The organism is Catenulispora sp. GP43, from assembly GCF_041260665.1.
GTDB lineage: Bacteria > Actinomycetota > Actinomycetes > Streptomycetales > Catenulisporaceae > Catenulispora.
Genome location: NZ_JBGCCT010000020.1, coordinates 49,292 through 64,835, shown reverse-complemented (window position 1 = coordinate 64,835; position 15,544 = coordinate 49,292). Strand labels below are relative to the sequence as shown.

Genomic DNA, 15,544 nt, shown 5'->3' with positions numbered 1-15,544 from the left:
CATGGACCGGCTCGCGTTGCGGACAGTCGTGAGCCATGTCCGGTACAACGGCGAAGAGCTGCGCGTGGTCAGGGTCGAGTCGCCCCCGAAGCGCATCGTCGCGCAGGCCTCTTACAACTACTACGACATTCACGCCGACCGTCGTGGAGCCGTCGCTCTCGCAGCCGCCTGGTCCCTGGCGAAGCGTTCGCCTCGTTCGCTCATCCACCTGCCGATTCGGGCGAACCTGCCGCCGCTGGATATCGCGCCGGCCTCGCCGACGTTGGACGTCGTGTTCGTGCACGCGTCAGCTCAGTTCCGGGCGTCGGAGTGGAAATCGGTGCGCGCGCGGTCCCGCGTGGGGGCCGCGCACCGGATCGAGTTGGGCACGATCCGGCAGGAGCTCCCAGGCCTGGATGAAGCCGACTTCAGCGCGACGACCCACGCGGACTTCCCGCACCATCTCAGATACACCACGGCCGCCGAGACCCTGTTCGTGATCGGCAGCGCTCCGGCGTTCGAGCGGGAGGGCGCCTTCGTTCGCGAATTCGTCGAGAGATTCGACGAGGCCGCCGCTATGCCGCACTATTGCGTCGAGCTGTGGCCAACCCGGTGGAGGCCTGGGCACAGCCGGCGGATCGGGCCCGGTGGGCTGCACATCATTCGGGAAACCGAGTTGTGGCCGACTGGTCCCGCGCGCCCCGCTCAGTAGGCGTCGCGCACGTACCGTTTGTCCGCCGACAGCCGCCGACAGCCGCCGCAGATACGCGGGCGACCGGCCTGCGCCCCGGCACACCAGTCGTTCGGGCAGCCTTCGATGACACGGCGGCCCTTTCCCGGGCCGACGTGATGCCCCCGGCGTCGGCGCGCGCCTAGGGTGCGACGGGCGTACACAGTTTCCGGGGAACGGAGGGTCGTGTGACGACCTCGGTCGACGTCCAGGGCATGCAGCTGGCCCAGCAGGACTTCCAGCAGGCGCTGGACCAGATGAACTCGGTTTACAGTGCGATGACCGAGGAGGCGGACAACCTCTCGGCGAGCTGGTCCGGGATGGCGGCGTCGGCGTTCGGGCAGGCGCTGCAGGCCTGGTTGGACGACCTGTACCAGATCCGGCAGGAACTGGTGGTCATGACCGAGAGCCTGTCCACCCACACCGGGATCTACAGTGACGCCAACGAGACGTCGCAGGACGTCGTCACGGCCTTCCAGCAGGGCTTGCAGGGCCTTGAGTCGCTGCCGGCCGAGCCGATGGTCGCGTTGCGGAGCACGGAGGCCCCGCTGCTGCCGGAGAAGGGTGTCCTGGCCAGGCGGATGGCGGTGGAGGGCAAGGTGCTGCCGGCTCAGGAGAACGTCGTCCGGCTGCGGAACGAATCGGTGCTGCCGGCGCTGCGCGACTCGGTGGAAGGCACGCCGCAAGGGTTCATCTCCTCCCAAGTGCTTCCCGCGCACCTGGACCGGGAGGAAGCATTCCTGCCCGGCCGGCAGCTGGAGGACGTGCCCGAGGAACCGCTTCTGCCGGAGGAACCGCTGATGCCGGCCCAGTTCACCCTGCCGGAGGAGCCGCTTCGGCCAACGGAGCTCATCCTGCCGGAGGAGCCGCTTCGGCCGACCCTGCGCGACCGGTCCGCGACTACCTGACACGGCAACGGCTTCCGCCGGTCCGCGGGCTGACCTGCGGACCGGCGCACAGCGTCACGGCAGCTGCCACCGCTGGTTGGTCCCGCCGTTGCAGTCCCAGATCTCCAGCGCGGTCCCCCGGTTCGTCGACCCCTGCGGGTCGTCCAGGCACTTGCCGGAATTCGGGTTGAACAGGCTCCCGTCCGAGCGCGGGATGAACACCTGCGCGCCGGTGCCGTTGCAGTGGTAGAGGTCGACCGTCGTCCCGTCGCTCTTGCCGGAGCCCTGCACGTCCAGGCACAGCCCCAGCACGTGCAACGTGGACCCGGCCTCGACCCACGACCAGGACTGCGCGCCGGTGCCGTTGCAGTCCCACAGGTCGACCTCGCTGTAGTCCGCGGTGTTGGACGCGTAGTCGTCCACGCACATCCCGCCGATCCCGGTCATCTGGCCGGTGGCGTTCGCGAGCGAGATGGCCACCGGGCCGGTCGGCGGCTTCACCGGTGCCTGGACGACCGCGCTGCTGGTGGCCGGCGGCGGGGCGGCCTTGCTCTTGGTGACGGCCGGGGCGACGGTCTTGGTGACGACCACGCGCACGGCCGTGGTCGTGGGGTTCGGAGTGCCGGGCAGCCGCGTCGTCACGACCACCGGCGCGGGCGGGGCGGCGGCCATGGCGGTGGAGGTGGCGGTCACGGTCACCACCACCGGCGGCTTGGCCGCGGCCGGCGCACCACTGGTGGTGGTGACGGTGACCACCGCGGAGGACGTGGACCCGCTCGACGCGCCCGCGAGCCCCTCCGCCGCCAGACCCGCCGCCGCCCCCGACGCCCCCGACGTGGAACCGCCCCCGGGCCCGGCCGGCGACCCCTGGGCCGCGGCGTGAGAGCCCGATCCCCCGCTGCCGACCGCGGCCGCCACACCGACCGCGGCCAGCAGCAGGACTGCCGCGCCGCCGACGGCGGCGACGCGGGAGACGTTGCCCGAGAAGGGGCTCGGAGCGGCACTCGGAGCGGTATCCGAACCCTGATCCGCGGGCTCGGCGTCATCAGGGGCCTCACCGCCCGGAAGCACCAGGACGGCCTCCGGCGCAGGACCCGCGCTCTCGCCCTCCCGAAGCGGGGCGGAAGCCCGCAGATCCGCGAGCACCGCCGCCGTCCCCTGGGCGACCGTCTCGGGGGCGGGCAGCAGCAGGTGCGGATTGCCTTCCAGAGCCAAGTCGGTCAGCTCCAGCGTCCCGAGCTGCCAGGGCACCTCCACCAGGTGGTTGCGCCGCAGGTCCAGCACCCGCAGGTCCGGGAACGTGGCGATCCACGGCGGCAGCCCGGTCAGCTCGTTGTCCGACAGGTCGAGCTCGCGCAGACCGGTGAGGGTGCGCAGCTCGTCCGGCAGGTCGCGCAGGCCCAGCCCGGACAGCACCAGCGCCGGATGTCCTGCGGCGCGGGCTTCCTCCACGCGCCGCAACACAGAATCTATGGATTCGGGGTCAGCCCCGGTGTCGGTACCGGCTTGGGCTTCCATCACAGGCTCCTGTCAGGCGGGCGGGTCAAGGCGGCGGTGGCGCGGAACAAGGCGACGGCGTCCGGCGAGGCCGGCGGCTCCGTCCGCCGGCGGTCCAGATGGCCGAGCAGTGCGGCCACCGGCGCGACGCCGTGGGCACGGAGGTAGTACGCGACGGCCTCGCTCCAGACCCACCATCCGTCGGTCCGGAAGCCCGCCGGCACCCGGCCGCGGCCGTCGGCCGGGTCCAGGACGTCGTCCAGGCGCGCCGTGGTGGACATCAGCACGCTGCCGCCGTCCAGCGCCGCCGCGATCGGGTCGCAGTCGGGCGCGGTCAGGCGCGGGCGGTCCAGGTCGAACAGGGGCGTGCCGTCGCCGGTGACCCCGTCGTAGACCGGTGCGAGGCGGACCGGCTCGGGGCGGCCCGGGCCCGGGGTCCACAGCAGAGCCGAGCGGGCGCGCGCCGAGCGTTGGTAGGCCGGGAGGTCCTCGTCCAGGGCGAAGGCCTCGACCTGGGGGTCGGCCTCTCCGTGCGCAGCCAGGGCAACGTGCAGTGCGGCCCCGGCTTCGAAGGGCTCTGCCTGCGGGTTCAGGGCCAGCAGGAAGACCCGGCGCGGCGGCGGCCACGGGGAGCCGTCGGACGGCGCGCGCCAGGTGCGCCACAAGGCGGCAGCACCAGGCAGTCCGGCCGCCGCGGCGACGGCGGCGCGGTCCAGCTCGTCGGCCAGGTCGGCGGACACGTTCTCCAGCGGGCCCTCGGTCAGGTCCAGGCAGGACCCGAAGTCCTCCCCGCGCGCCGCCATCACCACGGGCGCGGCGGGTGTGAAGACGTGGGCGACGATCCCCTCGGCCGGGTCGGTCCCGGTCTGGACCGGAATCCGCGCCACCACGGCGGCGTCCATCCCGGCGCCGGTGAGGATCCAGCCGAGCAGCCCGGCGTCCTCGGCGGCCAGCATCAGGCGGGACGCGGCGGCGTGCGAGGCGACGGCGCCGGCCATCCGCTCCGGTTCCAGCGCCGCGAGCCAGGCGCGGCTCTGGCTCAGCAGGCCGTCCGGGACGCGTCCGGCCAACCGCAGCAGCATGCTGTGACAGGCGTCGGTCAAGGTGGTGACCTCGATGTCGGTCACGGTCGTCCTCCGATCCAGGGGCGGCGCGGCAGCTTCGGCGGCGCGTCGAGCGCGGCCAGCAGCGAGGCGAGGTCCGGGTAGGGCGCCAGCCGGACGGGCCGCCCGTCGCGGTAGACCACCAGTCCCGGGTTGTTCGCCCCCTGGTGCAGGAAGCGGTCGCCGAGGCCGGTGATCCAGCCGGTCCAGGTGCCGCTGTCGGTCAGCTGCGCGACCGTGCCGCGCACGCCGATCACATCGACCGGCGGCAGCACCGCGGCCGGGGCGCCGCCGGCCGGCAGGGCCTGGTTGGCGGCGGTCCGGCGCTGGTTCTCGGCGCTGATCGCCCGCGCCAGCGCCGCGCTGTCGTCGCCCTCGATGAAGATGCGGCGCGGTATCGGGTCCGGGGAGGCGGCCAGTTGCTCGATGACGGCCGCGGCCATCTCGTCGCGCGTGGCGGCGGCGCCTCGGATCGAGTAGTCGCCGGCCGCGTTCGGCGGGGCGCCGATCGAGACGGTCAGGGTCTCGTGCTGCTGCGGCCGTCGCATGGCGTTGGCCAGGTCGGTGGTGTTGTGCGGCACCGCGAAGCCCGAGGGGGTGGGTTGCCAGGCCGCCTGCACCGCGGCCTGCGGCGTGGCGCTGCCGGACAGGTCGTTGCGGTGTTCGGCGGTGGCGGTCTGGTCGGTGCCGGTGGTGTGGGCGGCGCCGGTCGAGCCGGCATGGCTGGTCGCGGCCTGGGCGGCGGCCGCCGGGATCTCGTCGAGGCTGGTCTGGGCCGCGTCGACCCGGCCCTGGGCGGCCTGGTTCTCCCGGTTCGCGGCGTCCACGGCCGGGGCGATCCTGACGACGTCGCCTTCCAGTACCGCGCGCTCGTCGGCGATGCGCTGGGCCTGGTCGAGCCGGCCCCGGGCGTCCTGTTCGGCCTGGACCAGCGCCGGGTCCGGCGGCTGGGGTGGATCCTGGTTCGCCCGGTTCGCCGTGTCCCGGTTCAGGTCCTGCACAGCCTGCTGATGGGCCTGGTCGAGGTCTGTGACGTGCTGGTCGAGGTCACCGGGGTACTGCGTGCGGTGGTTTTGCAGCGCCTGGTCGGCGTCGCGGCCTTCCTGCAGGGTCGGCGCGTTGCGCAGCTGCGTGTCCTGCTGGGCTTGCTGCTGGTCGCGCAGCGCTTGCTGCCGGGCGGGCTGCTGGGCGTCCAGGGTGCGCTGGTGCGCGGCGGCGTCGACGGCGCCCTGGTGGCCGGGGTCGGCCGGGTCGAAGACGTGGTGTTCCAGGTGGTGGGCGTCGCCGCCCTGGTAGTGCACCAGGGTCAGGTCCACCGGCCGGCCGGAGCTGATGGCCAGGTCGCGCGCGGCCCGCAGGTGGTCGTCGGGCGTGGCGGCGCCGTTCAGGTCGGCGACGACCCGGTGCGGCTGGCCGTCCGGCGGCGGGGTGGTGCCCAGATCCCTGATCTGCCCGGCCCGGGTGGCCGGGTTGTCGGACAGCGGCTTGGCGTGCGGGTGGACGACCTGGGTCGGGTGGTTCTGGGCCAGCTCGACGGCCCAGCCCTCGGGCAGCAGCCCTTCGAAGTCCTTGGTGGAGTCGATCTTCATCGACCAGTCGTGGGGGCCGGTGAGCACGTAGGAGGCCTTGCCGCCGTAGATGTGCGAGTTCCCCGCGTACATCCGGTTGTATTCGACGTAGTCGCCGATGTTGGCCGCGGTCTCCACCCCCCGGCGGCGGTCGGCGTCCCCGCCGGGGACCCCCGCGCCGTCGTTGGTCTTGCCGCCCATCGACAGGTCGGTGGACCAGCCGCTGCCCTTGCTCTCGCTGAAGGTGGGCTCGTCGGCGCGCTCGGTGAAGGTCATGCCGTTGTACTTCGCCGGGTCGCCGATCGGCCGGATCACCCCTTCGGCCTGCACTCCCAGCTTCGCCGGCTCGCCGTGTGGCGAGGGCAGCCCGAAGTCGCCGCGGAACAGCTCCCCGGAGTTGTCCCGGACGTTGCGGTTGGCCAGCGAGGTGTTCAGCCGGACTCCCAGGTCGTTGTGCGGGGCGTAGCGGCCCAGGTGCGGCGGGGCCGGGGTGCCGCCGAGTCCGGCGCCGGAGCCGTCCATGTACGGCGTGGCCTTGGCGCGCGGCAGCGTCACCGCCGGCGCCCAGGCCGCGACGTGGCCCAGGTCCGGGAAGCTCAGGCCCTGGAGATGCTCGGCGAGTTCGTGGTCGAGCGTGCTGGGCTTGGTCCGATCCGCCGGGCCGGCGGCGCGGACGGCGGGCCGGCGCGGCGCGGGAGCGGGGCCGGGACCGGCGGCCGGCGGCGGGCCGGTCTCGGCGAAGTGGCGCGGGACCACGTTGCGCATCGTGATGTGCGAGCCGGGCGCGGTCCGCAACGTCACCACCGGCGTCGGCGGGGTCCGGGAGACGCTGGTGTTGGGGAAGCGGGCCAGCGGTTCGGGGATCTCATGGCCGACGTAGATCTCGATCTTCATGCTCAGCTTGTGCGCGAATTCTTCGCCCTCGCCGGAGGTCGGGGTGCGGTCCTCACGGTCCTTTTTCTGCTGCTCGGTCTCGTTGTCCACGCGCGCCGGGGTGTCGCCGCCCTTGGGCCGGACCGCCGCGGCGGTCCGGCGGATGTCGCGGATCACGGCCTGCGTGCCGGTCGACTTCTCCACGCCGGTCGACCACTTGATCCCCAGGTCGGTCTGGCCGCCGCTGTGGCCGTCCTTGGTGAACTGCCCCTCGACCTTGCCGGTCACCGAGAAGTCGTGCGCTGAGTTCTTCGACGAGCCGTGCTGCTTCAGCGACTGCCCGCCGAAGGTGACGGCGCCGCGGTCCCGGGAACGGACGTGGTCGGTGTCGATCCGGTCCGCGGTGATCCGCACGGTGACCTGGGTGGTGCTGCCGGCCGGGCCGGGGAACTCCGAGCGGTGCGTCACACCGGTGTCGAACATGTCGTCCGGGTGGGTCTTCAGCTCGCCGGGGTCGTACTTGTGCGAGATCGACCGCCAGATGTCGGAGGCGTCGGTGAGGTGCTCGTCGCCCACCGAGCCGGTGGTCTTCAGGCCGTGCTTGATCGCGCCGAGGATGCCGCCGCCGGCGGGCAGCGTCTCCGCTCCCCCGGGGTGCTTGGGCCCGCTCTCCTCGAAGACCGCCGCGTGGTCGTCGAGGTGGGTGGAGTAGCCGGCCGCCATGGCCGCGCCGTAGCGGGTCAGGTGTAGAGGCTGGGCGGCCTTGGCCGGCGGGTCCAGGTGCGTGTGCTGCGGCGGCACCGGCGGGTTGGCACCGGGGTCGCCGTGCAGGGTGCTGACGTCGTGGTGCAGCGTCGTGCTCATCGACAGCTCGGCGGCGTGCTCGATGAGCAGGTGGTGCGACTGCGGCGTGGCGTCGTACGCCGACTTGCGCAGGTGCTTGCCCAGGAACCCGTTGATCATCCCGGCGTCGACCGGCTGCCGGTTGGAGGTGACCTCCAGGACCAGGTGCGCCCGGCCGAAGTGCTGGCCGGTGTTCTCGGTGAGCAGCGAGACGTCGATGCTGCCCTTGGTCGTGGAGTCGGTGTGGCTCTTGATGGTCCCGGAGGCCTCGACGCCGATCGAGGCGCCGATCTGGTCGGCCACGCCGCGCTTGGTCGTCGAGACCGGCTGCCCGTTGCCGGAGTCGCTCCCGCTGTGGTCGGGGGCGGGCTCGTCCTTGCCTCCGGCGGCTGCGGGGTCCTCGACGTTGTGCCGGTACGCCCCGCCGATCGCGCCGGAGACCTTGTAGTTCAGGTGCGTGGTCTTGTTGTCGGTCTGCTTCAGGTCGTGCTCGGCGTAGCTCTCGTTCGCGGCATCGGTCGCCTCGTGGCCGGCCGCCGGGTCGGCCCGTAGGAAGAAGCCCTTCACCGTGAACGAGCGTTCGTAGTTCGGCAGGCCCGGGCCCCAGTGGAACTCCTTCGGCAACGGGATCGGGATGCCGCTGTCGCCGAGCAGCCGGGGCTGGTTGGAGCGCAGGAAGCCCTCCGACAGAGCCCGCTCCACCTCGCCGACATACGTGGGGTGCTTCCACGCCGAGGCCGGGATCTCGGGATGCTGGGCCCGGGCCTGGGAGATCACGAAGCCGGCGGAGGAGCGCACCGCCTTGTCCAGCCCGGCGAAGGTCGCGTGCAGGCCGTCGGTACCGGACTTGCCGAAGTCGATGACGTCGGGATGGTTCTTCAGGTCCTGATACTCGGCGCGAGTCAGGACGCTGGTCCGGCCGATGTTCGCCGCGACCGCCTTGTGCGCCTGCGTGTATTCCGCCGTGCCGGCGTGCTCCGGGGTCGGCCGCAGCACTTTCGGCACCAGCGCCGGAACCGTGGCGCCGTCGCCTTCGATGACGCGGCTGACCGTACGCCGGGAGGTGAACCCGAAGAGGGACTTGGTCTCGGTCACGGTGACCTGGTACCGGGCCCCGTACTCGGGCCGGAACGCCTCGCCCTTGGGCGCGCGCAGCCGGGAGTAGTTCTTGGACGCGGTGCCGTCGGACTCGGCGTGCGTCCTACCACCGGACACCCCGCCGCTGAAGTCGCCGATGTCGATCGCGCCGCCGTGCGGGAGCTCGACGCGGCCGGCGATGCCGCCGCCGGTGCCGACCGTCCAGGAACGCGTCGTTGACGCGCCGCCGCCGCGCGTGCCCTTGGTCTGGTGGTCGATCGCCACGTCGGCCTCGGAGGGGATGTCGCCGTGCGGGCGGTTCAGCATCACCTGCTCGACCGATATCTGGTACTTGCGGCCCCGGTAGGTGATCTCCTCCTGATGCCCGGCGTCGAAGCCACGGCCGCGCGCGCCGCGCAGCTTGGGCGTGCCGAGCGCGAGCTGGAGCTGCTTGTCGGCGCGGTAGCGCAGCCGCGCCGGGTGGTTGTCGTGGCGCGCGGTGGCCTTGGGGTCGGTGGACGCCAGGCCGCGGCGCATGCCCTTGTAGTTCGAGGACAGATCGGTGATCAGGCCGCGCGCGGTCGCGTGGATCTGCTCGCTGCGCGGCATCTCCTTCACCGCGGCGCTGCCCAGGCCGACGCCGGCGACCAGCTCCGGGGTCTCCTTCTGCGGGTCGGACTCGTGGACGGCGCGGCGCACGTAAGGGGTCTGAGTCCCGTCGTCCTTCCAGGTCACCGTCCGCAGCGGCGCGCCGTCGGAGGTCCGGATCGCGCGCTCCTCGCCGAGCTTGAGCGAGGTGTCCACGTACTTGTCCGAGACCACCTCGGTGTGCCGGCCGATCTGGTTCCCGGCGTCGTCGACCTGGGCGACCTCGCGGACCGTCTCGCGGGTGTTGAGATCGTGCGAGGCGATGCCATGCTCGTCGACGATCCGCACCGAGCGGTCCGAGACCAGCATCTTCAGCAGGTCGTCGTTGGGCAGGTGGTCCAGGCCCGCGCCGTCGTTCTCGCGCGCGGCGCTGATGCGGTTCTGCAGGTCCTTGCGGTCGTTCAGGGCCTGCTGGTCGCCGTGCCAGTCGGCCGGACGCAGCGCGGTCGCGGCGTTGCGCAGGTCGGTCTCGAACCGGCTGCCGCGCGGCACGACCAGTTGCAGGCCGGTGCGGCCGGCCTGGCGGGTCAAGTCGACCAGCGCGCCGTGGCTTCCCGCGTCGTCGGCGCCCCAGGTGTGCGGGCCGCCGTCGCGCCAGCCCCAGACCACATGGCCGGCGGGGTTCACGACGTAGCCCTCGTCCGGGAGATGCTGATGGCCCAGGATGTCGTGTTCCGAGGGCAGGTCGGTGACGGTGAGCTGGGCCTCGGTGCGCACCGTGTTCAGCGAGGTCCGCAACGCGCCGCCGGGCCGCGCCGGGGCGACCAGCCCGACGTCGCGGGGCGCGGCTTCGGGCGGGGTGCCTCGGGCGCCGACGAGGTCGGCGACGGTGTGGATGTTCTCCACCGGCGGCGCGACGCGGGCCGGCGGCGGCGTGAGGCGGGACGGGTTCGGCTGCGAGAAACCCTTGTCGCTCCAGCCGTCGGTGACGCCGTGGCCGTCCAGGTGGTAGCCGCGGGGCTGGGAGAAGGCCGCGGCGTGGTCGGAGTCCGCCCAGCCGGTGGTGTAGCGCGGCAGGTGCGGGCCAAGCGGGACCGATCCGTCGGGCAGCGGGGCCGGCGGCGGGTTGTGGGTGACGGTGAGCTCGCGGGGCTGGCCGTGCGGGTCGGCCGGGACCTCGAAGACGCGCACCCCGTGGCCGTTCTGCAGGGTGTGGATCTGGCGGAGTTCGGCCTCGGTGAAGGTGTGGCCGGGCCGGACGTGCACGGCGGCCTGGCCGCCGCTGGTCCGCAGATGCTGGTAGAGCGCGCGGTTGTCGTTGCCGTCGCGCAGGCCGTCGTGCGGGAACGGCGAGGGACGGGACTGCATGGCCGCGTTCAGCTTCAGCAGCTTCTGGTAGGTCTTCGGGTGGTTCACCGCCGTGATCTTGTCCAGGCCCGGGGTGCGGGTCGGCACGCCGCCGGTCCGGTTCATGGCCCGGCGCGCGCCGTCGGGGGTCACGGCCTCGCGGCGCGGCACCGGGGGCGCGGTGGCGGGGCGGGCAATGTCGCGTTCGAAGGCGGCGGACTGGTGGCTGGGCACCATGAGTTCGCCGACGACGTCGGAGTGGAAGTTCACGACCGACGGCGAGCGGCTGAAGTCGGACTGGATCCGGCGGTCGGCGTCGACCCGGCCGGTGACCCGGAAGACCGCCTTGTACCGGATCTTGTCGCCGTCGTGGGTGACGGCGGTCTTGGCCTGGCCCTGAACCTGGGTGCCGACGCCGTGCTTGGAGGACATGCCGCCGCTGAAGGCGTCGACGGTCGCGGTGACGCCCTCGACGAACCCGAACTCCGGACCGACCCTGATCCCGACGCCCTGGCCGTGTTCGGTGGTGTGCTTCACGGTCACGGTCTCGGCGATGTCGTTGCGGATGCCGCCATCGGTGGTGTTGCCGACGCGCTCGACGGAGACCAGCTCGGCCTTGAGCCCGGTGTAGCCGGCGAAGCCCTTCGTCCGCACGAAGTTGGCCGGCAGCGAGTCGGTGAAGGCCGCCTGCGCGCGGTCGCGGAACGACTTCTCGTCCAGGACCTCCTCGGCGGCGCCATGCACGACCTCGGCGGCCCGGTGCGGGGCGACTTTGCCGGGGCCGATCAGGGCCTTGAGGTAGGCGTCCTCCAGCGGCTTGGTGTCCAGGGCGCCGAGGGTGTAGTCGTAGCGCTCCATCGCCTTGGGGTCGGTGGCGGTGATGACGTGCGCACCGTCAGGAGTGCCGGCGCCGTAGGCGGCCGGGTAGGCGGCGGTGATGTCCTTGCCGGTGACGTCGTGGGTCGCGGCGGCGGTGCGCCCGTCCGCGGTGTGCGCCTCGACCTCGATGCGGACCTGGTGGGTCACGCCGACCCGGGCCCCGTTGGTGGCGCGGCTGCCGAGCTGCACCTCGTGGGCCAGGGAGTGCATGGTCTTGGAGGAGGTGCTGGCGCTGGGACGGACCATGATGGTCAGGCTGGTGAGCTTGGAGGAGAAGGTCTTCATGTACTCGGCCAGGAAACCCATGCCGCGATTGGTCTCCACGACATCGGTCTGATCCTGCGCGATGTCGCCGTACTTGGACAGGAACTCGCGGAGGACCGGGTCGGGGTCGCGCGCCGCCGGCGCCTCGGCCCCGCCGGTGAGCCGGAAACGGGCGCGCAGCACGGTGTCGCCGTCGCCGACGGTGATACCGGAGCGCAGGTGCTTCTCCCACTCGCGCGGGTCGGTGGTCTCCAACGCCTTGGCGACTTCGTGCTCGAAGTCGCGCGCCAGCCGCGGGGTGATGTGGTTGCCGACGGCCCCGGTGTCCGCGCCGGCGGCGTTGGTGAGGCGGGCGGTCTTGATGTTCTCCAGCAGAGTGTGGCTCTGCGCGGCCGGATCGTGCGGCCGGTCGGTGGTGACGACGGACATGTCGCCGAGCGCATGCGTCCCGCCGGGCGCGCCGGGGCGGTTGTACCAGGGGACGAGGGGGTCGACGTTGTTGGCGTCGCGCGGGGCGTAGGGCGGGGACCACTGGACGACGTCGCTTTGCCAGCGGGGATGGTCGGCGCTGTCGGTGAGGGCGGCTTCGGCCGGGAGGTGGGTGGTGTCGGGGAGGGTTTGGGGCTGGTGAGTCGCGGGCGGAGGCGCTTGGCGGTTCGCGGGTGCGGGCTCGGTGGTCAGATGGTCGGTGGGCTGGCGCTGAGGTGCGGGCTCGGTGGTCTGATGATCGCTCGGCTGAGGCTGAGGCGCGGCCCCGGTCTGGAGCTGGGGCCCGGGCTCCGCAACAGAATGATTCACCGGCTGAGGCTCGGGCTCGGAGATCCGGTTCACTGCCGGCGGAGCGTTGCGCACCGGCTCCGGCACCTGACCGGTCGGCTCGGACGTCCGCTCGATCGCGGGGGCGTGGTCGGGCGCCGGCGCGAAGTCGTGGAAGGTGCCCTGCGAGCCGTACTTCGGGAACCCGGGGCGCAGCGGATCCGGTGCGGCGACCATCGCCACGCCGTCGTGCGAGGTCCAGACCTTGTTGTCGGGGGCGGCCACGTGGATGCCGAGCTCGGTCGCGACCTCCTGGGCGTACGCGTGCCCGCCGCCGGCCGGCACGGCACCGGTGTCGCAGATGATCAGGCGCAGGCCGGACTGCTGGATCTGCTCGAAGTCCGGGTGCTGGCGGATCAGCTGGGCGAAGGCCTTCGGCCCGAGTTCGTGGCCGCCGACGGTGACGCTGCCGGAGTCGCCGTGCGCCGCGACGGTGACGCGGCCGTTGGCGTCGGGGATGAGGGCACGCGCCGCGCGTGCCTGGTCGGCGGCACCGGACGCGGACTCGTCCTGGAGGTGGAGGGTGCTGCCGTGGCCGGCGCCGAAGTGGGACAGGAAGGACGCGGCGTGGTTGGCGTCGTAGAACGTGTCAATGCGCTGGGGAGCCGACTCCGGGCGGGAGGTCCAGGTGTGCGGATCGGCGGCGGGTGGCGGGAAACGGTAGCTGGACGGGGCGCCGGACCTGTTGGTGCTGACGGGCAGCGGGGCCGGCTCGGTGGTGTGGACGACCGGCGCCACGTGGCTGGTGATCGGGGCGTTGGTGACCGGGGTGTTGGTGACTGGAGGCTCGTGGCTGGTCGCCGGAGTGTTGGTGGCCGGCGTGTTGGTCTGATGCTGGGTGGTCGCCGGGGGTTGCTGATGCGTCTCGGGGGCCGGCGGCTGCGCAACTTGCTGCTGCTGGCGAATCTCCGATGCAGGCGGCTCCTGGGACTGCTGACGGACTTCAGGGACCGGCGATTCCTCAGACTGCTGCCGGACTTCGGGCTCCGGCAGCGGCACCTCAGCCTCCTGCCGAACCTCCGAATCCGGCAGCGGCTCATCCCCTCTCACCACCGGCTCCGGCACCACGACCGGCTCCGGCACTTCTTCCCTGTCGACCGGCTGAGGCTCGACCGGCTCCGGCACCTCCCTGTCGACCGGCTCTGGCTCGACCGGCGCACCATGCTCTGGCGGCTCCGTGGTCTTGTTCACCGGCCCCGACTCGAACCCCGGCAGCCCATCACCACTGCCGCCGCTTCCCCGCTCGCGACCGCCCCCGCCGCCTCCGCCTCCACCGCCACCGTCTGGGGGCCTGTTATCCACGCCCCCCTCCGGCCCCGGCTCCTTCATCTCATGCGCCAGCGCCGCCAGCTTCGCCAGCGCGCTGGTGTCGATCGCCGGCTCCTTCGGCGGCTCCTTGCCGCCGCGGCCGCCGCGGCCGGCGAACAGGCTGCCGGCCGCGCCCGAGGCGAAGGCCAGGCCCAGGTCCTGGCTGCCGCCGAAGGCGCCGTTCGAGATGCCGGCGACCGTCACGCCGGTGATCCCGGCCAGCATCAGCTTGCCGCCGAGGTCCTTGGTCAGGTCCGGGGCGATGACGTGCGCCACCTCGTGCAGGGCCCCGCCGACGCCGCCGGCCAGGGCGCCCATCTCGACCGCGCCGATCGTGCTGGAGGTGTCCCAGTGGTCGCGGTCCTTCAGGATGAACATCTGGAAGGCCTGGACCAGCACGTCCATGCCGGTCTGGATGGCGGTCGCGGAGATCACCGACATCGCGAAGCGCTTGGCGATCTGCTGGATCACCAGGCGGCCGACCGCCTCGATCTCCGGGACCACGGCCAGGCCCCAGATCGTGCTGGACCACTCGATGATCTGCTCGGCCATCCACATCAGCTGGGCCAGGATCATCAGCTTCGAGTACTGGACCTGGACCGCGGTGTCCTTGGACATCGCGCCGAGCTGGCCGGTGGTGTCGACCAGCAGCGGCATGGTGTCGTTCAGCTGCTTGACGAAGGAGCCGAACTGCTCGGCGGCCGGACCGCTGAGGCCGTCGGACAGGCCGTCGGCCATCGGCGCGATCTGGGCGTTCACCGACGAGAGCTGGTCCCGGGCGTTGTACCAGACGTCGCCCTGCTCGTTGAGCTGGTCCTCGTCACCCTGCGGCCAGGACTGGCCGGCGGCGATCTCCACCACCCAGTTCAGCTCCGGAGGGATCTCGATGCTCACGGCTTCGTGTGGCCCCCGGGCTTGTCCGCCGGCGGAGGCGGGTTGTCGCTTCCGAAGTGCGGCACGGTGTTGTTCTCCTCGGTGGACTCATAGCCCCGCACCATGGTGTGGATGCCGGTGACCATGCCGTCGGCGATCGTGCAGAAGTCCAGCAACGCGCCCAGGACCATGTCCCGGGTCGGGTTGTAGGAGGCGTAGAACGCCTTCGCGGCGGCGTCGTCCGTGCCCGCGGCGTTCGACAGCGGGGCGAGCTGCCCGACCAGGCCCGTGTGCACGCCCTTGGTCTGGTCGCTCAAGTGCTCGACCTGCGGGATCACCGTCCCCATGCGGTCGGTGTCGACCCAGACCTCACTCATTCGCTGCCTCCCGCGGCCCGTCCCGGCATCCGGCCGGAGTCGATGTACTCGCGCACGGCCTCCGGCATCGGCGGCTCGTCGGGCAGCGCCTTGGTCATGTCAGCCCGGCCCTGCAGCAGGTCCGCGAAGTTCATGCCGCGCGGCAGCTCCGGCTGCATGAGCTCGCCCAGGGCCTCCAGCGCCTTGCCCTTGGCCTCGGCGACGGCGCCCATGACGGCCTCGGCCAGCTCGTTGGGCGCCATCCGCTTGTACGCGCCGGTCGGGAACTCCAGCGCGACCAGGCCGCCCTGGGCGTCGACCTTCACCTTGACGGTCTGGCGCGGTGTGACCGCGGTGCCGGAGATCTCACGGATCTGCCGCTGGAGCTCGGCGGTGCGGGCCCGGCGCTTGCGGTACTCGGCCATCAGCGCTTCGAGCTCGCTGTCGAAGGGCAGGCTGCTCATGGCTCCCACGCTAGGGCGTGCTCCGGGACCGATCACCGTCCCGGAGCACGCCTTGCCCAAACAGACACCGGCGTCTTCCTTTCCGGCCACGC

7 protein-coding genes are annotated in these 15,544 nt (G+C 72.4%); 2 read left to right on the top strand and 5 right to left on the bottom strand.

Annotated features, from left to right (window positions below; translation table 11 throughout):
• The first annotated feature begins 1 nt into the window (after position 1).
• On the top strand, positions 2-691 hold the full coding sequence (locus ABH926_RS33685; protein ID WP_370369988.1) for a hypothetical protein: 690 nt from the start codon (positions 2-4) through the stop codon (positions 689-691).
• Between the two features lie 206 nt (positions 692-897).
• The gene (locus ABH926_RS33680; protein WP_370369986.1) at positions 898-1,617 is read left to right on the top strand and encodes a WXG100 family type VII secretion target; all 720 of its coding nucleotides are present in this window, start codon (positions 898-900) and stop codon (positions 1,615-1,617) included.
• Positions 1,618-1,671: 54 nt separating this feature from the next.
• Here ABH926_RS33680 and ABH926_RS33675 read toward each other — a convergent pair whose 3' ends face one another.
• From ABH926_RS33675 to ABH926_RS33655, 5 genes are read right to left on the bottom strand one after another with little or no spacing between them, the layout of a single operon-like run.
• A complete protein-coding gene (locus tag ABH926_RS33675; RefSeq protein ID WP_370369985.1) occupies positions 1,672-3,114 on the bottom strand; it encodes a ricin-type beta-trefoil lectin domain protein in 1,443 nt (480 codons plus the stop codon).
• The gene (locus ABH926_RS33670; RefSeq protein ID WP_370369984.1) at positions 3,114-4,220 is read right to left on the bottom strand and encodes a hypothetical protein; all 1,107 of its coding nucleotides are present in this window, start codon (positions 4,218-4,220) and stop codon (positions 3,114-3,116) included. Before ABH926_RS33670 ends, ABH926_RS33675 begins: the two co-directional genes overlap by 1 nt.
• A complete protein-coding gene (locus ABH926_RS33665; RefSeq protein ID WP_370369982.1) occupies positions 4,217-14,653 on the bottom strand; it encodes a hypothetical protein in 10,437 nt (3,478 codons plus the stop codon). Before ABH926_RS33665 ends, ABH926_RS33670 begins: the two co-directional genes overlap by 4 nt.
• Positions 14,650-15,009: a WXG100 family type VII secretion target gene (locus ABH926_RS33660; RefSeq protein WP_370369980.1), complete on the bottom strand. Its 360-nt coding sequence runs from the start codon at positions 15,007-15,009 to the stop codon at positions 14,650-14,652. The genes ABH926_RS33665 and ABH926_RS33660 overlap by 4 nt, the downstream gene beginning before the upstream one ends.
• A complete protein-coding gene (locus tag ABH926_RS33655) occupies positions 15,006-15,452 on the bottom strand; it encodes a YbaB/EbfC family nucleoid-associated protein (protein ID WP_370369979.1) in 447 nt (148 codons plus the stop codon). The genes ABH926_RS33660 and ABH926_RS33655 overlap by 4 nt, the downstream gene beginning before the upstream one ends.
• Positions 15,453-15,544: the final 92 nt, after the last annotated feature.